Raw genomic sequence first — 22,326 nt, 5'->3', positions numbered from 1 at the left:
GATTTTTTCCGCCTTTTTTGTTTTGCTGGTATATATAATGAAATAGGTAGAATACATAAATGCTTTATAACCAGGCATTCAATGTATAGTTAAAACATGAACATCTCAGTAATTTCTTCCATTTTATCTGTTTTTGCAAGAGCGACAAGCAGCTTGATACGGGCTTTTTGTCCATTTAGTCCATTTGAAAAAATGACGCCCAGTTCTTTAAGGTGCTTTCCGCCGCCTTCATACCCATATATATCCTGCACAATTCCATTAAAGCTTCGTGAAACAATCACGACAGGAATGTTGTTTTTTATTAAATCGGTCACACCCTCAAGTGCAGCTGGAGGAAGATTCCCTTGACCCAATGCCTCAACCACGACTCCATCAATCTCCAGACCAAGTATAGCCTTCAGCAGCGAAGAGTCCATGCCGGCATGGGCTTTTATCAGTACGACTTTCTTGTCGGCATCAGTGATTGAATAGTTTTCATGTTTCGTAGGTGTGTGATGAAAATGGACACCTCTTTTAGTCACAATTCCTATTGGGCCGTACTGAGGGCTCTGGAATGTGGATAGATTGCTCGTGTGTGTCTTGGTCACATTCAGTGCGGCATGAATTTCGTCATTCAATACGACCAATACACCTTGTCCCTTAGCTTCATCGCTTGAAGCTACTTTTATTGAAGAAATTAAATTATAAAGACCATCTGATCCTAATTCATTGCTTGAACGCATTGCGCCGGTAACAACGATTGGGAAACTAGCCTGGACTGTCAGATCTAAAAAATAGGCTGTTTCCTCAAGCGTATCTGTACCATGAGTGATAACTGCTCCTTCAATAGTGTCCGCTTGCTCGTATTGTTCGATTAATTGCTTTAACTGCATCATTTCTTTTGGTGTAATATGTGGGGAAGGGAGATTGAACGGTTCCTCTACAACGAGATTGGCGAGCTTTGAAAGAAGGCCTGTCCCTTCCATTAATGGATTGTTTGTGCCCGGCTTGACGGAGCCGCTTGTATCTTCGCTCATCGAGATGGTTCCGCCAGTATGAATTAATAAAATATTTTTTTTCAAGATTACTACCTCCGAATCACCTGTCGAGAAAGAATAATAATCCATTTTCTTTCTTCTAATATCATGATACGATTAAAAAAACAAATTGAAAAGAGGTCAGCGCATGCTGGGAATAGTTACTGCTGGTGTCGCTCCCGGGCTGGCACTGTTAAGCTACTTTTATTTAAAGGATCAATATGATTCAGAACCCCTTTCACTAGTATCCAAAACCTTTATCTTTGGTGCACTGCTCGTTTTTCCACTTATGTTCATCCAATATGTTCTTGCTGCTGAAGGCTTATTGCAAGGGGACTTTATAAAAGCATTTGGAACGGTTGGCCTTTTGGAAGAATTCTTTAAATGGTTTATCCTTTATTATACGATTTTTCAGCACATAGCCTTTGATGAGCCATACGATGGAATTATCTATGGTGCATCGGTGTCATTAGGCTTTGCTTCAGCGGAAAACATCTTTTACCTTGTAGCGAATGGCCTTCAGGATGCAATCGGGAGAGCATTGCTGCCTGTATCCAGCCATGCTTTGTTTGGTGTGATTATGGGGTACTATATAGGCAAGGCAAAATTCTCCGAGCATTCAATAAAAAAATGGGTTGTACTTTCGTTAACTTTACCTGTTGCCCTGCATGGAATCTATGATTACATTCTGATGACAAAGGAAAACTGGCTTCTGCTTATGGTTCCTTTTATGATTTTCTTATGGTGGCTTGGTTTAAGAAAAGTGAAAAAAGCAAGGATCCTGACTCTAAAGCATATCGAAAAGCATTATCCTATATAAAAACTCTTCATTTCATTAAAAATGGAGAGTTTTTTCTTTTTGTGGAATAAAAGTTATCTCTTTACAAAAAATAGGGTTAATCTTTAAAGTTCACATCTTGGGGGTTGCATGCAATGAAGAATTATCGGTCAATCTTGAAATTGATGGCCGCATTGGCATTGATTTTGACAGTTATACGCTTCAGCGGGATTGAGCAAAGAGCTGATGCCTTTACGAGCCAAGTCTTACAGCAAGGGTCAGTAGGGGACGATGTAATTGAGCTTCAGTCACGTCTTAAGCATATAGGTTTTTACAGCGGGAAAATTGACGGAGTATTTGGCTGGGGAACTTATTGGGCACTTAGGAATTTCCAGTACGAATTCGGGATGAAGGTTGACGGTGTTGCTGGATGGCAAACAAAACTGAAACTGGCAAAAGCAACTCCAAACGCCAAAATTGCTTGGGGCGGAGAGTCTAATCAAAGTAAACCGCAGACACCTGCTTCAAAGCCTGCAGCCAGTACACCAAATGGATTCTCTCAAAATGATATCCAGCTGATGGCCAATGCCGTTTACGGCGAGTCCAGGGGGGAGCCATATACAGGGCAGGTGGCCGTAGCCGCAGTCATTCTGAACCGTCTTGACAGCGCTACATTTCCAAACACAATTTCAGGAGTGATTTTTGAGCCTAGAGCATTTACAGCGGTTGCGGATGGTCAGATATGGCTGACTCCTAATGAGACGGCGAGGAAGGCTGTCCTTGATGCTATTAATGGCTGGGATCCTACAGGCAATGCAATCTATTATTTCAATCCAGATACCGCAACAAGCGCTTGGATTTGGTCCAGGCCGCAAATTAAAAAGATCGGAAAACATATTTTTTGTAAATAGAGGTGAGTTGATTTGCTAAGAGGAATAGCCATTGCTGTCCTGGTGATCGGTATAGCAGGAACAGCTTATTGGGGTTATCAGGAGCACCGGGAAAAAACAGCGATTCTCATTAATGCTGAAAATAATTACCAAAGAGCCTTTCATGACTTGACCTATCAAATTGACTTGTTGAATGACAAAATCGGTACAACACTGGCAATGAATTCAAGAAGTTCATTATCTCCACAGCTGGCAGAGGTATGGAAAATCACTTCCCAAGCACACGGTGATGTAGGCCAGCTGCCTTTAACGCTTTTGCCGTTTAATAAAACAGAAGAATTTTTAGCGAACATAGGTAATTTTAGTTATAAAGCGGCAATACGCGATCTAGATAAAGAGCCGTTGACAGAAAAAGAGTACGGCACGCTGAAAACATTGTATAAACAATCTGGAGAAATTCAGCAGGACTTAAGACAAGTTCAGTATATGGTCTTGAAGAATAACCTGAGGTGGATGGATGTAGAGCTTGCTCTGGCGACGGAAAAGGGAAAAACGGACAATACGATCATTGACGGCTTTAAAACTGTTGAGAAAACAGTAGAAGGTTACTCTGAAACTGATTTTGGCCCTGCGCAAATCAATCTGCAAATAAGGGATGAAAACTTTAAAAAATTGCAAGGCAAAAAGATTTCTAAAAACGATGCGATTAAGATTACCAGAAGATATGCGTCACTTGATAATGATGGAAAAGTAAAGGTAGAAGAGAATGGAAAAGGATCTGATTACGGTTTCTACAGTGTCTCCATACTGAATCCGAAAACTAACTTAGAAGCGAGCATGGACATTACGAAAAAGGGCGGCTATCCTATTTGGTTCCTTCTTGATAGAGATGTGAAAAAACAAGTAATAAGCCTTAATGACGCTTCAAATAAGGCAATCACCTTTTTGAAGGACAACAATTTTACGAATCTGGATCTTTTCGAGAGTGCACAATATGATAATATTGGTGTCTTTACTTTCGTTGGCAACGAGAATGGAATCAGAATCTACCCTGACGCTATTAAAATGAAAGTCGCCCTTGATAATGGTGAAATAATTGGTTTTTCAGCTGAGGATTATCTGAAATCCCATAAAACAAGGAAAATACCTGAGGTAGGAATTTCAGTTGAAGAAGCAAAGACGAAAATAAACCCGAACTTGAAAATTATGGACCAGACAAAGGCAATTATATTAAATGATCTGAATGCAGAGGTTTTGTGCTATGAAATCCTTGGAGTTTTAGGAGAGGACACATACCGAATTTATATCAATGCCGAAGATGGTACCGAGGAAAAGGTAGAGAAACTGCATAATGCTGAACCGATTTATGAGGATGTAGTCTAAAGGAAAAGCAACCGCTTTTCCTTTTTCCTTTTTTCTATTGTTTCAATCTAAGTTTGTATTTTTCATTACAGGTTGTTTTGTTTAGAAAAAGGAAAATGAATCCTATAAAGGACTATTGCACCAATTAATCCTCCCGTGTCATAATGATTACATAGTATTTATAGAAAAATGGCTAACGATTTTATAGAAAATACCGAGATCTAAACACGTTGTTGGAATTAGTCTTTATAGGCAATGCAACAATTTTAACAGACATAGGGAAAAACATGTGGGGAAGTGGCTAGCAATGATTAAAATCGGCGATATAATAATCCTCGAGCATAAATACTCAGAAAATTTAGAGCAGTATAAATGTAAATTGGTAGAACAAAAAGGCAGTGACCTTTATATTGATTATCCTGTTAACATGAACACGAACAGGACCGTTTTTCTTTTAGAAGGAACGCCATTAAAGGCGAATTTTGTCACTGAATCGGGTTCTCACTTCTACTTTGAGACAGACGTCAAAGGAAGGGTTAAGCAGAACATTCCAATGGTCGTACTATCTTATCCTGGAAAAGACCATCTGATCAAAATTCAGCGCAGGCAATATGTACGCGTTGAAACGTCCGTAGATGTTGCGGTGCATTCGATTAATGGTGAATTCGCTCCATTCACGACAGTTACTGATGATATCAGTGCAGGTGGTGCTGCGTTGCTCATTGGCAAAAATAGCAGTTTGAAGCCAGGGATGAAGATTGAATGCTGGTTTGTCCTTCCTATGCAAAGTGGAGAATATGAATACAGGAAATTCCGTGGTGAGATAATCCGCATCATTCAAGGGCAAGGACCCATGAATAAAGCGTCTGTACAATTTAGCGAGGCTACTGGAACGGAACGACAGATGCTTTTGCGATTTTGCTTTGAAAGGCAGCTAGCTATGAAAAAGAAAGGGCTTCCAGTCTAAATACGAATAATTTTTAACTTTTGTTCCTATACTAAAAGAAAAATAGCTGCAGGAGCAAAAGATATGAAGTCATTTGAAAGAATATTAATTAAGATTGCTATTATACAGTTTGTCTTTTTAATTATTGCCCAGTTGTTTTTTCATGAATTCAATGCATTTCCAGAGCTAAAACAAATTACCCAATATGAAGGCGTAACTGACGATAATCACTCAGAGGTCTTGAATTCAATACGAAGCAAAGAGTAGGCGATTCTTATGCCTGCTTTTTTTATTTGGAAATGTGGATCGTTAAAAAAGGAATCGGCGAATCTAACATCGATGTGTATTATTTAAATGTTGACGCTGTTTAGACAGATAAGCTGAATCGTTCTATCAATTTACATAATTTAAATTCGGTTTGTTCACTAAAAAATGAAATGATTAAAGAGGAATAATTAAATTTTGTGTTAAAATAAAAGAGAAAATATATTGCAACAACATTGATTGTACCAGGAGGAAATATGAGTAAACGAATTTCTATTGCTATTGACGGGCCTGCAGCAGCGGGGAAAAGTACGGTTGCGAAAATTGTAGCCGAAAAACTTGCATATGTATACATTGACACAGGGGCTATGTACCGTGCACTTACATATAAGGCATTAAAAGAAGGCGTCAGCTTAAATGATGAAACAGACTTGATCAGTCTTTTGAATGATACTGCTATTGAACTTTTCCCAGGAGAAGCGGGGCAAAAAGTTGTACTTGATGGAATCGAGGTCTCTCGCGAAATCAGAACTGCGGAGGTGACTAATCAAGTATCGTATGCTTCAATCCATGAGCAGGTTAGGAAAGAAATGGTGAAACGGCAGCAAATGTTTGCGAAAGACGGCGGAGTAGTGATGGATGGCAGGGACATCGGTACTCATGTACTTCCGAATGCTGAAGTAAAAGTGTTCCTTCTGGCAAGTGTGGAGGAAAGAGCCCAGAGAAGGCATGCCGAGAATACCCAGAAGGGATTTCAGTCAGATTTGGAACAGTTGAAAGCTGAGATTTCCGCACGGGATAAAATTGATTCTGAGCGCGAGGTTGCACCATTGAAAAAGGCAGATGATGCGGTAGTAATCGATACCACATCATTGTCAATATCAGATGTGGTTGAAAAAATAATGGAATTGGCGCTTGAAAGGATCGGGTGACATTGACGTTTTATTCATTTGCTAGATCAGTTGTAAATGCCTTACTCAAACCAATTTACCGTATTGAGGTTATAGGAAAGGAGAACATTCCTTCAGAAGGAGGAGTTCTTCTCTGTGCTAACCATATTGCTAACCTTGACCCTCCCGTTGTAGGAATCACGGCAACACGACCGGTTCATTTCATGGCAAAGGATGAACTTTTCTCAGTACCCGTACTTGGGAAAATTGTAAGTAAGGTTAATGCGTTTCCTGTAAAAAGGGGAATGAGTGACAGGGAAGCATTAAGAAAAGGACTTGGAATTTTAAAAGAGGGAAAGGTTTTAGGATTGTTTCCAGAGGGAACAAGAAGCAAGACAGGTGAAATGGGCAAGGGACTTGCAGGAGCAGGCTTCTTTGCTCTAAGGTCAGAAGCCTATGTTGTGCCTTGTGCGATCATCGGCCCGTACAAAGCATTTACTAAATTAAGAGTAGTATACGGAAAGCCAATTGATATGGATTCTGTCAGGGCTAACAAGGTGAATGCTGAACAGGCAACCGACTTGATTATGAGTGAAATCCAAAAGCTGATAACACAATATAAGTAATGTTTCTTGCTTGACAAAAATGCCTGTTTGTAAGAAGTTATTAAGAAGAGATATTTTTAGAATTTTCACTTAGTAGTTTAATTATGTTGTTTTTCAAAGTGGTGAAGCCGCCACAAAAGCATAAATTTGCAGCAGTCATGGATTAAGGAGGAGTACATATGTCAGAAGATATGAATCAAATCGAGGTTAAAAATTTTGAAAATGGTGACCGTGTCAAAGGCCAGGTAACCAAAGTAGAAGAAAAGCAAGTCCTTGTTGACATTGAGGGCAGTAAACTAGATGGAATCATTCCTATCAGCGAGCTATCAAGTCTACACGTGGAAAAGGCTGAAGATGCAGTATCTGTTGGCGATGTATTGGAGCTTGAAGTCCAGAAGGTTGAAGAAGAAGCATTGATCCTTTCAAAGAGAAAAGTAGATGCAGAAAAAGCATGGGATCAGCTTAAAGGGAAATTTGAAAGTGGCGAGGTTTTTGAAGCAGAGGTTAAGGACGTTGTGAAAGGCGGCCTGGTTGTTGACTTGGGCGTACGCGGTTTTGTGCCTGCATCACTAGTTGAATCACACTTTGTAGAGGACTTCTCGGATTATAAGGGTAAAACGCTCAGCTTTAAAATTGTTGAGCTTGAGCAGGAAAAAAATCGCCTGATTCTTTCTCACCGTGCGGTTGTGGAACAGGAACAAGGAAAGAAAAAACAGGACCTGCTTTCCGCAATCCAAGCTGGACAGGTAATTGAAGGAACTGTACAAAGAATCACTGATTTTGGCGCATTTGTTGATATTGGCGGTGTCGATGGACTTGTTCATATTTCACAGCTTTCACACGAGCATGTTGAAAAGCCATCTGACGTCGTTGAGGAAGGCCAGAAAGTTCAGGTTAAGGTATTGAGCGTTGACCGGGACAATGAGCGGATTTCATTATCTATTAAAGAGACGCTGCCTGGACCATGGGCTGACATCGAGGAAAAAGCTCCAAAAGGAAGCACCCTCGAAGGTACTGTCAAACGTCTCGTATCATATGGAGCGTTTGTAGAAGTATTCCCGGGAGTGGAAGGTCTCGTCCACATCTCACAAATTTCACATAAACATATCGGCACTCCGCATGAAGTTCTGAAAGAAGGACAGACTGTTAAGGTGAAGGTGCTTGAAGCAAATAAAGCTGATCAAAGATTGTCACTTAGCATGAAGGAGTTTGAAGAAAGAGAAAGCAATGAAGCTTTTGACTACGAACTTCCAGAGGAATCAAAAGGTTTCAGTTTAGGTGATATGATCGGTGACAAGCTAAAGAATCTAAAATAATAATGGTGATAAATAGTGTCAAGATCAAAAAGGAAATGGGACCATATTCAATATGCCCTTGAGACAGGCCAAAAACGGCTTACTGGTTTTGACGATATTAAGTTTGTTCACCAAAGCTTGCCTGATACCAATCTAGCATTAATAAATTTGCAGACTCAAGTTGGCGGACTTTCATTAAGTTCGCCAATTTTTATCAACGCAATGACAGGCGGCGGCGGAGAAAGAACCTATCGAATTAACCGTGAACTTGCAATTGCTGCAAAGGAGACTGGTTCTGCTATTGCAGTAGGATCACAAATGGCTGCCTTGAAAGATCCTGCAGAACGCAGGACTTATGAGGTAGTAAGAGAAATGCATCCAGATGGGATTATTCTCGCTAATCTGGGCAGTGAAGCAACGGTAGACCAGGCAATAACTGCAGTTGATATGATTGAAGCTAACGGTATCCAAATTCACCTGAATGTCATTCAGGAATTGACCATGCCTGAGGGTGACAGTGATTTTCAGGGGGCTTTGCAGCGAATTATGGAGATTGAGCAAAGGCTCGGAGTTCCTGTAATTGTTAAAGAGGTTGGATTCGGTATGAGTGCCGAAACTGCTTTTGAACTTGCTTCCTCAGGCATACGCAATATTGATATTGGCGGTTATGGAGGCACGAACTTCGCTGCAATTGAAAACAAACGCAGGGACCGAATGCTGACTTTTTTTGAGAATTGGGGCATACCAACTGCCGCTTCACTTATCGAATGTAAAGCAGCTGCACCGGAAATTTCTTTGATTGCATCGGGTGGATTACAAAGTAGCGCAGAAATTGTAAAAGCTCTTTCTTTGGGCGCAGATGCGACGGCATTAGCAGGTTATTTGCTTAAAGTCCTGCTTGAAAACGGGACGGAAAGCCTTATTGAGGAAATTCTATTAATAAAAACGGAGATTTCAATGATTATGGCCGCTCTGGGTGCGAGTACAATTGAAGAGGTCAGAGACATTCCTCTAGTGATTTCTGGGGATACATACCATTGGCTTGAACAAAGAGGAATTGATACGAAAACGTTTAGCCAGCGCTGAATGTAAAGAACCCTGCAGACTTCTGCAGGGTTCTTAAATATTTACGCTATTCAGCTATACTTACCATCATTTAAAGATCTTGCTTCTTCAGGGCTCTGCAATTTAGTTGCTCCTGGGTAATGCAATGCCTGGTCACGATCTGATTCCACGCGTCCGCTTTTCTTTAACTTCTTTTCCTGTCTGTCTCTTCCCATTTTTACACCTCCGACAATGTGTGGTTAGAATGAAACTCAAATGCCATTATTACGGCAGGCTCCCAACGTGTGCCTGTCTTTTGTACAATACTGCACCTATGAACCAGTTAAGGTTCAGCAGCAAGGATAAATAAGCTTAAAAGAAGAGGAGTCCTGACCAGTTCCCCAGGATTTGAAAGCAACCCCGCAAACCTTCAAAACGATTCCCCTTTTCTTAACATGGGACAGTGCAAAAAGTTTATGCAAAAAAGATTAATTTACATAAGCAATTGCCATAATGGAAATGATAGGAGGGGAATAATGGAGGGTCTATATTTTTATTGGCTGGCATGGATGGCGTGGATTTGGGCTACCTTTTTTATGGATAAGAAAAATCCCGCTAGGATGAAATTGGCTTTCTGGCTTTTGGCAGTCATTGTAGCTGCACCATATAAGATTCATTTGTTTATTTTTGATTTGCACCTTTCTGCATTTTCAATTGCCATGTTCTTATTTATAGAGACAAGGAAGAAGAAGAAAGGATCATTTCTTTATTTATACCTTTCTTCATTCATTATCATGCTGGCATATACAAGTTTTTTGCTTTTTGAATTGTATGATCCGGTCTGGGTTCTATTTGACAGAAAAATCATGATTGCGGCAATTGGCTTTTATCTTGCACTCTTACTACAGAAGCACAAATACAATCGGGGTTTGGCATTGATTTCAGGATTTTTGCAAGGAGAAATACTTTACTCAATGATCCTTTGGCAATTTAACTTTCCTTATTCAATATCATCTTTAGCCTTTATGGATATTCTGATCATTTCTTTAGCTATGCTGATAACTTGGTCAGGTTTTGAAATGGCGATAGGTATTATGTCTAGGAGTACGCTTAATCAAGCTGAACGGGAGGAACAAAAACTGCATGAATGAATACACATTGCCTATCGTTTTCGGGATTGCGACGGGAACACTCGCGAGGCTTTTTATGCTTCGGACAGATTATCGTCAATACCCAACATATTTGCATGGCAAGATCATCCATGTTGCACTTGGTTTTATTGCTGCAGGGCTTGGTACTGTTGCGGGACCAGCCATTATGGAAGAAGAATTTACGGCAATCACCTTTTTGACACTCGCAGCTTCACAGTTCAGGGAAGTGAGGAATATGGAGAGGAATACCCTCACTGAACTAGACAGCTATGAGCTTGTTTCTAGAGGCAAGACATATATTGAGGGGATTGCAATCGCTTTTGAAAGCAGGAATTATCTTGTTATATTTACTTCTCTTGTCAGCACGCTTGCTTACCTTCTAATCAATATTTGGGCAGGAATAATCGGTGCGATTGTGGCAGTCTTTATTTGCAAACTGCTAATGTCTGGTGGAAAGCTGAAAGATATTGTTGAGATTGAATATGTTGAACCGAGATTCGAGGGTGCGGGACTATATGTGGATAATATTTACATTATGAACATAGGTCTTCCTGAACGGCAAAAGGAAGTGCTTAGTTACGGAATGGGATTTATTCTAAAACCGAAAAATATGAATGCACGTTCCACAATCGCAAATCTTGGCCAGAGACAAGCGGTACTTCATGATTTGTCCACAGCACTTGGAGTGTACCGCGATTCTGGAACTCCTGCGCTTGTGCCGCTGGCAAAGAGGGATTTAGATGATGGGAGAGTTGGGATATTCGTTCTGCCTCAAGAACGGAATATCGAAAGGGCAATTTGTGTCATTGGTGATGTTCCTACCCTGGAAAATGCAATCAGGATGCCTTCTGAGAAGAAGAGTACTGCAGGAGGTGGGGGGAAATGATGATAGAGAAGCTTATACTTGCCGTCATCACTACAAACCCAAAGAAAGCACCATCAGGAACGGCCGTGTTCCATTGTGATACGAAAGAAGAGATGGAAACTGTAGCAGCGAACCTTGAAGCTATTCTTGATGGAATTGCACACGCGCTCACAGAGGAGCTTTTTATCATTGTGAAACATTGACAGGAAATGTTTTCATTGCCTGTTTACGGCATCTTTTGATAAACTGATTAAGCCAGACCCTTCTGTATATTAAGAAGGGTTTATTTTATAAGGCTGTTTCCCCGGGCTGACTGTGTCTACCAGGAAGCGAAAAAGGATGAGCCTTAACTAATGATGAGAACCTGTGAAGTTTGAAATTGTTATGGCCAGGTCTATGACCTGCATTAATAGAATTTGAAAGGGTGATGTTCATGACGAAACCAGTGATCGCTATCGTTGGGCGTCCGAATGTCGGCAAGTCTACGATTTTTAACCGAATCGTTGGTGAACGTATTTCGATCGTTGAAGATATTCCTGGAGTAACAAGGGATCGTATATACAGTTCAGCTGAATGGCTGACGCATGATTTTAACATTATTGACACTGGAGGAATTGACTTAGGAGACGAACCTTTCCTGGATCAAATCCGCCAGCAGGCTGAAATTGCAATTGATGAAGCAGATGTAATTATCTTCCTAGTGAACGGAAGAGAAGGTGTCACTTCTGCTGATGAAGAAGTGGCGAAAATCCTTTACCGCTCGAATAAGCCAGTAGTGCTGGCAGTCAATAAAATTGACAATCCTGAAATGAGAGATATGATTTATGACTTTTACGCTCTAGGGTTTGGCGAACCTTTTCCGATCTCAGGCTCACATGGCCTTGGACTAGGGGATTTGCTTGATGAGGCGGCAAAACATTTCCCAAATCCAAAGGATGATGACTATGATAAAGATGCGATTAAATTCTCTTTGATTGGACGTCCGAACGTTGGGAAATCCTCGTTAGTGAATGCCATCCTCGGCGAGGAACGTGTCATTGTCAGTGATATCGCTGGAACGACAAGGGATGCGATTGACTCTCAGGTAACGTATAATGGGCAAAAATATCTTATTATTGATACTGCTGGTATGAGAAAAAAGGGCAAGGTATATGAAACAACCGAGAAATACAGTGTTTTAAGAGCTTTAAGGGCAATTGAGCGTTCAGATGTTGTTCTAATTGTCATCAATGCAGAAGAAGGTATAATCGAGCAGGATAAGCATATTGCAGGTTATGCTGAAGAAGCTGGACGAGCTGTTATCATTGTCGTCAATAAATGGGATGCCATTGAAAAAGATGAAAAAACAATGAAGGAATTTGAGGAAAAGATTCGCGCTCATTTCCAATTTTTAAGCTATGCACCGATTGTTTTCTTATCGGCTAAAACGAAGAAGCGTATCCATACATTGATGCCGATGATCGATTTGGCTAGTGAAAACCATGCGATGAGGGTCCAGACTAACATCCTGAATGAAGTGATCATGGATGCTGTCGCAATGAATCCAACGCCTTCAGATAAAGGCAAGAGGCTTAAAATTTACTATGCTACACAAGTATCAACTAAGCCGCCGACATTTGTTGTATTTGTCAATGAACCTGAGTTATTGCATTTTTCTTATGAGCGCTTCCTTGAAAACAGGATTCGGGATGCCTTTGATTTTACAGGTACTCCGATTAAGATTTTTGCCAGAGAAAGAAAATAATAAAAAGGTTGTGGTTTAAATGGAACGGAAGAGAGAGAAAATTGCTGTCCTCGGTGCCGGAAGCTGGGGTACAGCATTGGCAATGGTCCTTGCTGACAATGGACATGAAGTTCGGCTATGGGGGCAAAATCCTGTCCAAATAGACGAAATCAATCAGCGGCATACCAATAAAAAGTATCTTCCCGAAATTACACTGCCTGCAACCATCATTGGATATTCTTCACTTCAAGAGGCATTAACTGGGGTAAAAACTGTCATTATGGCGGTTCCAACAAAGGCGATTCGTGAAGTAATAAGGAAAATGACAGATGTCCACGCCAATTCATTTCTGATTGTCCATGTAAGCAAAGGGATAGAACCCGATTCCTTGCTGCGTATATCTGAAATGATTGAAGAGGAAATGCCAGCCGAGTTGCTTGAAAGTGTTGTGGTGCTTTCTGGCCCGAGTCATGCTGAAGAAGTCAGTCTGCGTCATCCAACCACGGTTACGGTGTCTTCAAAAGTTATGGAGTCTGCTGAAAAAATCCAGGATTTATTTATCAACAATAATTTCAGAGTATACACTAACCCTGATTTAATAGGTGTCGAGATTGGCGGGGCCCTGAAAAACATCATTGCTTTAGCAGCTGGTATCTCCGATGGTCTTGGCTATGGCGATAACGCTAAAGCTGCCCTGATCACTAGGGGGCTTGCGGAAATAGCACGCCTGGGAGTGAAGATGGGTGCGAGTCCTTTGACTTTTTCAGGTTTAACGGGAATTGGGGATTTAATTGTGACGTGTACAAGCGTCCACTCACGCAACTGGCGGGCGGGTAACCTGCTCGGCAAGGGGCAAAACCTCGATGAGGTCCTTGAGAATATGGGAATGGTTGTTGAGGGTGTAAGGACAACCAAGGCTGCACACCAGCTGGCTGAAAAGTATAACGTGAATATGCCTATAACAAATGCGCTTTATAACATCCTGTTCAATGGTGTTAACCCAAAGGACGCGGTAGACGATTTAATGTCCAGGCAGAAAACACATGAAATGGAAGATTTAGCTGACATTCTTGGCGGAAAAAACTGATCAGAAAAATTTTTCGAAGAATAATATTGTTAAAATAGGCATTCGAGGATGCGATTTCCTTTTTGTTTGCATAAAATGCATCGAAGCAAACTGGTGGTTTGAACTGGGTGATAGGGTATTTAGTCAATATAGGCTGAGGTAAAGTTGTCCGCCCCTTCTTTACTTCAGCTTTTTTTATGTCAAAAGATCAATGGTGCCTATACAAGTGCCGTGTTGAATGCTTTAATTAAAGTATTTTAGGAATATTAATTTGATCACCGCTTATGTTATAATACTTCTCGGAAAAGGGAGGGGTTTATTTTGTCACCGGCATTATTAAAGATGTATGTATCTTTTATTGGCATGGGCTGTATGATTGCCTCATTGCTTGCGATTTATTTGAGCAGATTTAAGCTAAAAGGTTTCTTTAAGGTTGTTACGGCGGTCATTGCCTATTTGTTAATGATCACTGCTGGGCTGATTATCTTTTTTGTTGTATTCAGCGGCCCGACGAGCGAATAAAATACATAGGATTAAAGGGTTGGTATTAATGAATAAATTCCGTTTCTTTCTGCCATTCATCCTTGTTTTGATAACATTGACAGGCTGCATGTATCCGGAAGAAAAACTTGTTCAGAATCAAGTTCCTTATAAAGATCAAATGGACAGTGTACAGTCAGCTGTGAAACAATTTCAGGAAGCGAATGGCGGTATTTTGCCAATTAAAACAAGGGATGCTGAGACACCAATCTATCAAAAGTATCCTATAGAGTTTAAAAAAATTGTACCTAAATATTTATCTGAACCGCCAGGAAATGCATATGAAAACGGTGGTGTATTCCAATATGTCCTCGTTGATGTTGAGGAAAACCCTACGGTTAAATTGCTGGATTTACGAATTGCAGAAACCATCCGTGAAATCAAAATGAGAATTGAAGCGAACGGTTATCCGCCCTTCAAACATCAAATAGCGGATAATATTTATACGCTGGATTTTAAAAAGATCGGCTATAAACAAGAACCTGTTGCAACCAGCCCTTTTACTAACCAAAACCTTCATTTCATCATATCGACTGATGGAGAAATCTTCGTTGATTACAGGAGTGATCTTTATCAGGCGATTAAATCAACAAAGCTTGATCTGAAAGAGGGCGAAGATATCCGTCATATCCTAGTAAACGAATCGATGTTTGTACCTGCGTATTCACATCCATACACTATTGATAAGAGCACGAGTGAACCAATCTTTTTAGAGAAATAGTCATAACCCTTTTTCTGCAAAATATATTGTAGAAGAAGGGTTTTTTTTTGTCTTGGCTCAGTTAAAGCTGAATGTTGATTTTTAAACCCTGTTGATTGTAGTGGAAGGCGCGTAGACTCCTGCGGGCTGAGCTGGACAGGTGAGACCCCGCAGGAGCGAAGCGACGAGGAGGCTCAGCGCCAGCCCCGCGGAAAGCGAAGCGCCTGGAACGAAAATCAACAGCCGTGTTTAATAGAGCCTTTGTCTTAAAAGAAATCAACTGTTCTCATAAAAGGACACTTAGAAGTCTTTTGTTTGTGAATAAAAAATAAGGAGGTAAAAAAATAAATAATTGTCATATCGATATAGGACAACATCATAAATATATACTGTCCCAGATTACTAATTTGGATGATATTATTCCCACTAACTCTATGATCGGGAGGGGATCACTTGGAAAAGGTAGATATTTTTAAGGATATTGCCGAGAGGACTGGCGGCGATATTTACCTGGGTGTTGTTGGTGCGGTGCGTACTGGCAAATCCACTTTTATCAAAAAATTTATGGAGCTGGTGGTTTTACCTAATATTAATAATGAGGCAGACAGGGCAAGGGCGCTAGATGAATTGCCTCAAAGCGCCGCAGGTAAAACTATTATGACGACTGAGCCGAAGTTTGTGCCTAACCAGGCAGCATCCGTGCACGTGGATGAAGGCCTGGATGTCAATATCAGGCTCGTAGATTGTGTTGGCTACACCGTTCCTGGAGCGAAGGGTTATGAGGATGAGAATGGCCCAAGAATGATCAATACACCTTGGTATGAAGAACCAATTCCATTCCACGAAGCTGCAGAAATTGGAACAAGGAAGGTTATTCAAGAGCATTCTACTCTTGGAGTTGTAATCACAACAGATGGGACAATTGGGGAAATCCCAAGACAGGACTATATCGAAGCGGAAGAAAGAGTAATTGAAGAACTAAAGGAAGTTGGTAAGCCGTTCATCATTGTGATCAACAGTGCCCAGCCTTACCATCCGCATACAGAGACATTGAGAGCTCAGCTAGCTGATAAATATGATATTCCAGTGCTCGCAATGAGTGTTGAGAGCATGAGAGAATCTGATGTACTCAATGTAATGAGAGAAGCACTATATGAGTTCCCTGTCCTTGAAGTGAACGTCAATCTTCCTAGCTGGGTAATGGTGCTTCGTGAAAATCACTGGCTGCGTGAAAGCTATCAAGAAGCAGTGAAAGAAACAGTTAAAGACATTAAAAGGCTGAGAGATGTCGACAGAGTTGTCCATCAATTCAGTGATTTCGAGTTCATTGACCGTGCTGGCCTAGCCGGTATTGAAATGGGCCAGGGAGTGGCTGAGATTGATTTGTATGCTCCTGATGACCTATACGATGAAATCCTCAAAGAAATAGTAGGAGTGGAAATTCGCGGTAAGGATCACCTCCTTGAGCTAATGCAGGAATTCGCATATGCCAAGGCAGAATTTGACCAGATTTCAGATGCTCTTAAAATGGTTAAACAAACAGGATACGGAATCGCTTCTCCGTCACTGTCTGATATGAGCCTGGAAGAGCCGGAAATCATTCGTCAGGGATCCAGGTTTGGAGTCCGTTTGAGGGCTGTAGCACCATCAATCCATATGATTAAAGTAGATGTCGAGTCAGAATTTTCGCCAATCATTGGCACAGAGAAGCAAAGTGAAGAGCTTGTTCGATATTTAATGCAAGACTTCGAGGATGATCCACTGTCCATTTGGAATTCAGATATCTTTGGCAGAAGCTTAAGCTCAATTGTGCGTGAAGGTATTTCAGCCAAGCTGAGCCTAATGCCTGAAAATGCACGTTATAAATTAAAAGAAACGCTGGAACGAATCATAAACGAAGGATCTGGCGGATTAATTGCAATCATTTTATAATTGGACTCCTCATGGGAGTCTTTTTGTTTTTATTTACGGAGAAAATGCCCTTAGTTGATTTAAGTTTTTTTACGATTTAATCTTCATTACGGCTGTGTTAAATATCAATTGTGATTTTAATAACTGCTGATTGGAGTGGAGGGTATTTTTCTACTGCGGGATCAATGGAAGTCCCGAGGAAAGGGGTAGCCTGGAGCAGAAATCGTTGTTTGATTTTTTTGGCCTTTAAATTTAGATTAAATGTTTGAATTATTTTCGACGGGGTAAGTAAAAAGGGTTAACTTATTACAATTATGTTTCAAAGATGAAAAGATTCCCATTATTTCTTGAAATTATCTTGATAAGAAGAATACATTGTGATAATCTTTTAACAGAATTAGCGTTGTTGCTTTAAAACCCTTATATAATAAGGATTTAAGGCAAATTGATTTCATTTTCACGGTTTTTTACGACCTGTGCGAATAAAATCTTCATGCAACGTATAGAATTCATTTGTTTTGTTTAGAAATGTAGTACAATGCTTTTTTTCTGAGCAATGGGATATCTTTGGGAGGAGGTGAATGGCATGAACAAAACAGAACTTATCAATGCAGTTGCAGAAGCTGGTGAGCTTTCTAAAAAGGATGCAACAAAAGCAGTTGACGCTGTTTTTGATTCAATCTTAAATGCATTAAAAGATGGGGACAAAGTACAATTAATCGGTTTTGGTAACTTCGAAGTACGTGAGCGCGCTGCCCGTAAAGGCCGCAATCCACAAACTGGCGACGAAATCGAAATCTCTGCAAGCAAGGTGCCTGCTTTCAAACCTGGCAAAGCGCTTAAGGATGCAGTGAAATAATTACATACGACGCACTGAGCGTATGCTTAAGCAAAAGGCCGCGACCTGATCGCGGCCTTTTTTGTTTGCCTGCGAAAGGGAAAGTTTTTGCTTGGACTGAAATGGATATGCTAAGATGAAAATATTATAATCAAATAGCTTAATTAATATGCGCGATTATAATCAGATTTATTGACATAGGAGGAAATGCAGATGTCGAACGTCAATCGTGCCCAGATTGAAGAAGCGGTACGTTTAATATTAGAAGCAGTAGGCGAGGATCCAAACCGTGAAGGATTGCTTGATACACCCAAACGTGTAGCCAAAATGTATGAAGAAGTTTTCTCCGGCTTGAACCAGGATCCGAAGGAATATTTCGAAACAATTTTTGGTGAGGATCATGAGGAACTAGTACTGGTTAAGGATATCCCGTTTTACTCTATGTGTGAACATCACTTGGTCCCATTCTTCGGAAAGGCACACGTTGCATACATTCCAAGAGGCGGAAAGGTGACAGGGCTAAGCAAGCTTGCCAGGGCGGTTGAAGCAGTAGCAAAAAGACCGCAGCTTCAAGAGAGGATTACGTCCACAATTGCCAATTCGATTATGGAAAAGCTTGACCCTCATGGAGTGATGGTTGTTGTCGAAGCAGAACATATGTGTATGACAATGAGAGGGGTCAAGAAGCCGGGCTCGAAAACGGTAACTTCTGCTGTACGCGGTACTTTGGCTGAAGATGTAAACGCTCGTGCAGAAATCCTGTCATTGATTAAAGGTTAAAATGGTAATCATGGCTAAAAGTAATTCTTTTAGCCTTTTGATGCTTTATTTTTCCTGTAAGGGGGATAATAATGGATAAGAAACCAAGTGTAAACACGGATTACGTAGTAATAAAGGCTATTGAAGATGGAGTGAATGTGATTGGGCTTACAAGAGGAACGGATACTCGTTTCCATCATTCTGAAAAGCTTGATAAAGGTGAGGTCATGATCGCACAGTTTACAGAGCATACATCTGCAATCAAAATCAGAGGGCATGCCAAAATCGTGACACCGTTTGGAGAAATTGAAAGCGAAAAGAGATAAATAGTCTATCTTTAACTAATTTGTTACAAAATACGCTCATTTTACGGTAACTGGCTTTTAATTTATAATATCACGTCCATGTTAATATCATTTATGATATAATTGTCACTGCCTTGGAATGTTCGGTACAACTGCAAACAAGTTATATAGGCGCTTTTTTTATGTCTGTTTTATTTTTGTCTAGCTCCAGCGCCTAGCCCCTCGAGTCGCTTCGGTCCGCCCGATGAAGTCAAATAACGACTTCACCGGTCGGCCCTTCGACGGACACGATGTCCTAGTGCCGACGTTGCCACAGGACGTGGCGGTTTTAGTCGGCCAGCGCTTGTCGGGCATGCACAGGATGTGCTGACGGCGGCGTTGCCACAGGACGTGGCGTAGTTAGCCGCCGTTCCTTTTACAAGGCGCTTGCGCTTTTCTTAATTCGACAATTTCGGCCCGCTGCCGGCAATCCAATTTAAATAAGGGGAACAAGGGTGATTTATTTGCTAGACTTACAAAACAAATTAGATGGCATCAGAGATCTTCTTCTCGAGAAACTTTCGCATCCTTATTTGCTGGAGCATGTAAAATCTCCTTATATCGATGATGATAAGATCTTGCTGCTTATATCATTACTCGATCAGTATGGAGTAAAGCAGGAACAAATTGAAAACTATACTGTGACCGCAATGCTCCTGCAAATTGCCCTTGATACCCATGAGCATGTTCAGAACTCACAATCAGGTGAAGAAGACGATAGCCATAAAAACCGCCAATTAACAGTGCTTGCAGGCATTTATTTTAGTGGCCTTTATTATAAACTACTTGCAGAAACAGATGACATTGAAATGATCAAGCAATTGGCAGCAGGTGTAAAGGAAATTAATGAGCATAAGATATCGGTTTATCAAAAAGAAGCAGAAGCAATTGATAAATTGATGCACAGTGTTAAATTGATTGAATCCACACTGCTTGGGAAAATCGCGGATCACTTCCATGCTGCAGAATGGCATGATCTAACTGCAAACTGGCTATTTGTAAAAAGATTGATTGCAGAAGAAAAAAAGTTCCTCCAATCGGGTAAATCGCTGGTTTTTGATGTCTTAAAAAAAATCGCATTGCCTAAAGTGGATCAAAGCTCTACGGAACTATCTAATGAACAGCAAAAATACTTATTATCAATATGTACTCGTTATATTGAATTTTCATTGACGATGATAGATACAGCTTTAAACAGGCTTCCTGGAATGAACAGCCTGCTTGCTGACAGGTTAAAGCTGATCGCTGGCCAGCATCAGTCCATGTCTAAAAAATTCGCGGAAGAAGGGTAAAAGAAATGCAGCAATCGAAAGAAGAACGAGTTCATGGTGTCTTCGAAAAAATATATGAAAATTATGATCAAATGAATTCCGTCATCAGCTTTCAGCAGCATATTAAATGGCGTAATGACACAATGAAAAAAATGAATGTCCCAAAAGGTGCTAAAGCCCTGGATGTTTGCTGCGGAACAGCTGATTGGACAATTGCCCTTGCAGAGGCAGCAGGCAAGGAAGGCAGTGTTGTCGGACTAGATTTCAGCAAAAACATGCTGAAGATTGGCGAAGGAAAATTGATAGATCGTAAACTTGATCAAGCGACTCTCATTCATGGCAACGCGATGGAGCTGCCATTTGAAGATAATAGTTTTGATTATGTGACAATTGGTTTCGGTTTAAGGAATGTGCCCGACTATAACCAGGTACTGAGGGAAATGCACAGGGTCCTGAAACCCGGTGGGATGGCTGTATGCCTTGAAACTTCTCAGCCTACATTGCCTGGTTTCAAAGAGGTGTACCGCTTTTACTTTAGGTTTATCATGCCGATGTTTGGCAAGCTATTCGCTAAGAGCTATCAAGAGTATTCATGGCTTCAGGAATCAGCAAAGGATTTTCCTGGCATGAAAGAACTTGCTCGGATGTTCTCTGAAGCAGGATTTGTGAATGTAGAATATAAACCATATAGCGGCGGTGTGGCCGCTGTTCATATAGGCCGAAAACATTAATAGACGATCATGGCTGCCCTTTTCTTATTCGCTCGGCAAGGAAGGACAGCCTGTTTTTAATTAAGCTTTTTTCGATGTATGTGCATTTTCGCACTGCCAGGCGTTGAAAAAAGCTTGCAGAACGGTTTATCATATATGCATATATCATGGTTTACTAAGTTTGGTAGCGATAAGAGTAATTAACGTTTTAATACATAGCTATGGGAGATTGTTTATTATTGATAAATAACAGCCCACTAGCATAAAAAATCCCTCCTACCTGGCAGACTTTATGGTTGTGTAAGCCGACTGGCTGCTGCCTCACTAGAGCCGGGACAGGATGCAAAAGCTGGGTGGATATTATGAAAATGAAACTGTTGTATACATATTTGAGTTCGGACTTAACGTTGATTGAGAAAGAACTGGAAGAGACAATTCAAGCGGAATCAAATCTGCTCAGGCAGGCAAGCTTGCATTTGCTTAAGGCAGGCGGTAAAAGGATCCGTCCTGTATTCGTGCTGCTTGGCGGCAAATTTGGCAACTATGATATAAATGTGATCAAGAATGTTGCTGTTTCACTTGAACTGATTCATATGGCTTCCCTCGTACACGATGATGTCATTGATGATGCTGAATTGCGCAGGGGTCAGCCTACCATCAAAGCGAAATGGGATAACAGGATCGCCATGTACACTGGGGATTATATTTTTGCAAGGGCACTTGAGCTAATGACAAAAATCGAAAATCCACTCGCTCACCAAATACTTTCTGATACGATTGTCGAATTAAGTGTGGGGGAAATCGAGCAAATAAAAGATAAATATAATTTTGACCAGAACCTGCGCAACTACCTGCTAAGAATAAAAAGGAAGACAGCACTTCTGATTGCTGCCAGCTGCCAGCTTGGTGCAGTTGTTTCAGGAGTTCCGGAAAAAGACCACCGCAAATTATATCAATTTGGCTACTATGTTGGAATGTCTTTTCAAATTACCGATGACGTCCTGGATTTTACAGGTACTGAAAAAGAACTTGGAAAACCAGCTGGCGGTGATTTGCTGCAAGGTAACATCACACTGCCAGTCTTGTATGCGATGGAGGATGAGCAAATCCGTACGAAGATTATGTCAGTCCATGAAAATATGGATAGGCAGGAGCTTGATGAAATCCTTAACATGATCCAGGATTCCGGTGCGATTGAAAAATCTCTTAACCTAAGTGATCGCTATCTGGATAAGGCGCTGTCGATTCTCGGTGAACTCCCGCCAAACAAAGCGAAAAAATCATTGCAGGATATTGCGAAATTTATTGGAAAACGCAAGTATTAGCAAGTTGCGAATTTTTCAAAAAAATGATACTAT

The 22,326-nt window shown here is 40.8% G+C and carries 24 protein-coding genes and 1 pseudogene; 23 read left to right on the top strand and 2 right to left on the bottom strand.

Features of this window, described 5'->3' with window-relative positions:
* Positions 1–89: 89 nt before the first annotated feature.
* On the bottom strand, positions 90–1,106 hold the full coding sequence (locus tag AABM38_RS15665; protein ID WP_423407258.1) for an asparaginase: 1,017 nt from the start codon (positions 1,104–1,106) through the stop codon (positions 90–92).
* A gap of 58 nt (positions 1,107–1,164) precedes the next feature.
* Here AABM38_RS15665 and prsW point away from each other — a divergent pair, with 58 nt between their 5' ends.
* From prsW to fni, 9 genes and pseudogenes are all read left to right on the top strand, one after another.
* Entirely contained in the window at positions 1,165–1,836 is a 672-nt protein-coding gene (prsW, locus tag AABM38_RS15660; RefSeq protein WP_423407257.1) for a glutamic-type intramembrane protease PrsW, read from the top strand.
* Between the two features lie 206 nt (positions 1,837–2,042).
* Positions 2,043–2,705, top strand: a pseudogene (gene sleB / locus AABM38_RS15655) (spore cortex-lytic enzyme); the annotation flags it as partial.
* A gap of 12 nt (positions 2,706–2,717) precedes the next feature.
* Entirely contained in the window at positions 2,718–4,067 is a 1,350-nt protein-coding gene (gene ypeB / locus AABM38_RS15650) for a germination protein YpeB (RefSeq protein WP_423407256.1), read from the top strand.
* 286 nt (positions 4,068–4,353) lie between these two features.
* Positions 4,354–5,013, top strand: a complete 660-nt coding sequence (locus AABM38_RS15645; protein WP_423407255.1) for a flagellar brake protein — start codon at positions 4,354–4,356, stop codon at positions 5,011–5,013.
* 63 nt (positions 5,014–5,076) lie between these two features.
* Positions 5,077–5,259 carry a YpfB family protein gene (locus AABM38_RS15640; RefSeq protein ID WP_335375715.1) on the top strand — a complete coding sequence of 61 codons (183 nt, stop codon included), beginning with the start codon at positions 5,077–5,079 and terminating at the stop codon, positions 5,257–5,259.
* A 254-nt stretch (positions 5,260–5,513) separates the two neighbouring features.
* Entirely contained in the window at positions 5,514–6,188 is a 675-nt protein-coding gene (cmk, locus tag AABM38_RS15635; RefSeq protein ID WP_423407254.1) for a (d)CMP kinase, read from the top strand.
* A 2-nt stretch (positions 6,189–6,190) separates the two neighbouring features.
* A complete protein-coding gene (locus tag AABM38_RS15630) occupies positions 6,191–6,772 on the top strand; it encodes a lysophospholipid acyltransferase family protein (protein WP_423407253.1) in 582 nt (193 codons plus the stop codon).
* Between the two features lie 158 nt (positions 6,773–6,930).
* A complete protein-coding gene (gene rpsA / locus AABM38_RS15625; RefSeq protein ID WP_335375712.1) occupies positions 6,931–8,067 on the top strand; it encodes a 30S ribosomal protein S1 in 1,137 nt (378 codons plus the stop codon).
* Between the two features lie 15 nt (positions 8,068–8,082).
* Positions 8,083–9,132, top strand: coding sequence for a type 2 isopentenyl-diphosphate Delta-isomerase (gene fni / locus AABM38_RS15620; protein ID WP_423407252.1), 1,050 nt, complete (start codon positions 8,083–8,085; stop codon positions 9,130–9,132).
* A gap of 50 nt (positions 9,133–9,182) precedes the next feature.
* Here fni and AABM38_RS15615 read toward each other — a convergent pair whose 3' ends face one another.
* A complete protein-coding gene (locus tag AABM38_RS15615; protein ID WP_125480618.1) occupies positions 9,183–9,326 on the bottom strand; it encodes a YpzI family protein in 144 nt (47 codons plus the stop codon).
* Between the two features lie 300 nt (positions 9,327–9,626).
* On the opposite strand from AABM38_RS15615, the gene AABM38_RS15610 reads away from it, so the two are divergent.
* The 14 genes from AABM38_RS15610 to hepT all read left to right on the top strand — a co-directional run bounded on the left by AABM38_RS15610 (position 9,627) and on the right by hepT (position 22,293).
* Entirely contained in the window at positions 9,627–10,241 is a 615-nt protein-coding gene (locus AABM38_RS15610; protein ID WP_423407251.1) for a YphA family membrane protein, read from the top strand.
* A complete protein-coding gene (locus AABM38_RS15605; protein WP_423407250.1) occupies positions 10,234–11,127 on the top strand; it encodes a YIEGIA family protein in 894 nt (297 codons plus the stop codon). The genes AABM38_RS15610 and AABM38_RS15605 overlap by 8 nt, the downstream gene beginning before the upstream one ends.
* Positions 11,124–11,309: a capping complex subunit for YIEGIA gene (locus tag AABM38_RS15600; protein ID WP_423407249.1), complete on the top strand. Its 186-nt coding sequence runs from the start codon at positions 11,124–11,126 to the stop codon at positions 11,307–11,309. Before AABM38_RS15605 ends, AABM38_RS15600 begins: the two co-directional genes overlap by 4 nt.
* A gap of 230 nt (positions 11,310–11,539) precedes the next feature.
* Complete coding sequence (der, locus tag AABM38_RS15595) at positions 11,540–12,850, top strand: ribosome biogenesis GTPase Der (RefSeq protein ID WP_335375707.1); 1,311 nt, start codon at positions 11,540–11,542, stop codon at positions 12,848–12,850.
* Positions 12,851–12,869: 19 nt separating this feature from the next.
* Entirely contained in the window at positions 12,870–13,916 is a 1,047-nt protein-coding gene (locus AABM38_RS15590; RefSeq protein ID WP_423407248.1) for an NAD(P)H-dependent glycerol-3-phosphate dehydrogenase, read from the top strand.
* A 300-nt stretch (positions 13,917–14,216) separates the two neighbouring features.
* Complete coding sequence (locus tag AABM38_RS15585) at positions 14,217–14,417, top strand: DUF2768 domain-containing protein (protein WP_423407247.1); 201 nt, start codon at positions 14,217–14,219, stop codon at positions 14,415–14,417.
* A 28-nt stretch (positions 14,418–14,445) separates the two neighbouring features.
* Positions 14,446–15,156, top strand: a complete 711-nt coding sequence (locus AABM38_RS15580; RefSeq protein WP_423407246.1) for a hypothetical protein — start codon at positions 14,446–14,448, stop codon at positions 15,154–15,156.
* A 432-nt stretch (positions 15,157–15,588) separates the two neighbouring features.
* Positions 15,589–17,067, top strand: a complete 1,479-nt coding sequence (gene spoIVA / locus AABM38_RS15575; protein ID WP_423407245.1) for a stage IV sporulation protein A — start codon at positions 15,589–15,591, stop codon at positions 17,065–17,067.
* A 565-nt stretch (positions 17,068–17,632) separates the two neighbouring features.
* Complete coding sequence (locus AABM38_RS15570) at positions 17,633–17,905, top strand: HU family DNA-binding protein (RefSeq protein ID WP_079509561.1); 273 nt, start codon at positions 17,633–17,635, stop codon at positions 17,903–17,905.
* 192 nt (positions 17,906–18,097) lie between these two features.
* A complete protein-coding gene (folE, locus tag AABM38_RS15565) occupies positions 18,098–18,664 on the top strand; it encodes a GTP cyclohydrolase I FolE (protein WP_041965672.1) in 567 nt (188 codons plus the stop codon).
* Positions 18,665–18,735: 71 nt separating this feature from the next.
* The gene (gene mtrB / locus AABM38_RS15560) at positions 18,736–18,969 is read left to right on the top strand and encodes a trp RNA-binding attenuation protein MtrB (protein ID WP_335375701.1); all 234 of its coding nucleotides are present in this window, start codon (positions 18,736–18,738) and stop codon (positions 18,967–18,969) included.
* Between the two features lie 473 nt (positions 18,970–19,442).
* Entirely contained in the window at positions 19,443–20,279 is an 837-nt protein-coding gene (locus AABM38_RS15555) for a heptaprenyl diphosphate synthase component 1 (protein WP_423407244.1), read from the top strand.
* Between the two features lie 5 nt (positions 20,280–20,284).
* Positions 20,285–20,989 (top strand): demethylmenaquinone methyltransferase, encoded by a 705-nt coding sequence (locus AABM38_RS15550; protein ID WP_423407243.1) that lies wholly within the window; start codon positions 20,285–20,287, stop codon positions 20,987–20,989.
* A 341-nt stretch (positions 20,990–21,330) separates the two neighbouring features.
* Positions 21,331–22,293, top strand: coding sequence for a heptaprenyl diphosphate synthase component II (hepT, locus tag AABM38_RS15545; protein ID WP_423407242.1), 963 nt, complete (start codon positions 21,331–21,333; stop codon positions 22,291–22,293).
* The last annotated feature ends 33 nt before the right edge of the window (positions 22,294–22,326 follow it).

The organism is Heyndrickxia sp. MSNUG, assembly GCF_049532715.1.
Taxonomy (GTDB): Bacteria; Bacillota; Bacilli; order Bacillales; family Cytobacillaceae; genus Mesobacillus.
The sequence above is the reverse complement of the archived record's forward strand: the minus strand, read 5'-3'. Positions and strand labels throughout refer to the sequence as shown.

What these genes read in the sequence shown, in the direction of transcription:
- AABM38_RS15665 (WP_423407258.1), bottom strand. Translation starts at nt 1,106, where the DNA reads ATGGATTATTATTCTTTCTCGACAGGTGATTCGGAGGTAGTAATCTTG.
- AABM38_RS15605 (WP_423407250.1), top strand. Translation starts at nt 10,234, where the DNA reads ATGAATGAATACACATTGCCTATCGTTTTCGGGATTGCGACGGGAACA.
- cmk (WP_423407254.1), top strand. Translation starts at nt 5,514, where the DNA reads ATGAGTAAACGAATTTCTATTGCTATTGACGGGCCTGCAGCAGCGGGG.
- AABM38_RS15645 (WP_423407255.1), top strand. Translation starts at nt 4,354, where the DNA reads ATGATTAAAATCGGCGATATAATAATCCTCGAGCATAAATACTCAGAA.
- AABM38_RS15590 (WP_423407248.1), top strand. Translation starts at nt 12,870, where the DNA reads ATGGAACGGAAGAGAGAGAAAATTGCTGTCCTCGGTGCCGGAAGCTGG.
- AABM38_RS15580 (WP_423407246.1), top strand. Translation starts at nt 14,446, where the DNA reads ATGAATAAATTCCGTTTCTTTCTGCCATTCATCCTTGTTTTGATAACA.
- AABM38_RS15570 (WP_079509561.1), top strand. Translation starts at nt 17,633, where the DNA reads ATGAACAAAACAGAACTTATCAATGCAGTTGCAGAAGCTGGTGAGCTT.
- AABM38_RS15615 (WP_125480618.1), bottom strand. Translation starts at nt 9,326, where the DNA reads ATGGGAAGAGACAGACAGGAAAAGAAGTTAAAGAAAAGCGGACGCGTG.
- rpsA (WP_335375712.1), top strand. Translation starts at nt 6,931, where the DNA reads ATGTCAGAAGATATGAATCAAATCGAGGTTAAAAATTTTGAAAATGGT.
- AABM38_RS15550 (WP_423407243.1), top strand. Translation starts at nt 20,285, where the DNA reads ATGCAGCAATCGAAAGAAGAACGAGTTCATGGTGTCTTCGAAAAAATA.
- mtrB (WP_335375701.1), top strand. Translation starts at nt 18,736, where the DNA reads ATGGATAAGAAACCAAGTGTAAACACGGATTACGTAGTAATAAAGGCT.
- hepT (WP_423407242.1), top strand. Translation starts at nt 21,331, where the DNA reads ATGAAAATGAAACTGTTGTATACATATTTGAGTTCGGACTTAACGTTG.
- AABM38_RS15610 (WP_423407251.1), top strand. Translation starts at nt 9,627, where the DNA reads ATGGAGGGTCTATATTTTTATTGGCTGGCATGGATGGCGTGGATTTGG.
- AABM38_RS15600 (WP_423407249.1), top strand. Translation starts at nt 11,124, where the DNA reads ATGATGATAGAGAAGCTTATACTTGCCGTCATCACTACAAACCCAAAG.
- AABM38_RS15640 (WP_335375715.1), top strand. Translation starts at nt 5,077, where the DNA reads ATGAAGTCATTTGAAAGAATATTAATTAAGATTGCTATTATACAGTTT.
- der (WP_335375707.1), top strand. Translation starts at nt 11,540, where the DNA reads ATGACGAAACCAGTGATCGCTATCGTTGGGCGTCCGAATGTCGGCAAG.
- folE (WP_041965672.1), top strand. Translation starts at nt 18,098, where the DNA reads ATGTCGAACGTCAATCGTGCCCAGATTGAAGAAGCGGTACGTTTAATA.
- prsW (WP_423407257.1), top strand. Translation starts at nt 1,165, where the DNA reads ATGCTGGGAATAGTTACTGCTGGTGTCGCTCCCGGGCTGGCACTGTTA.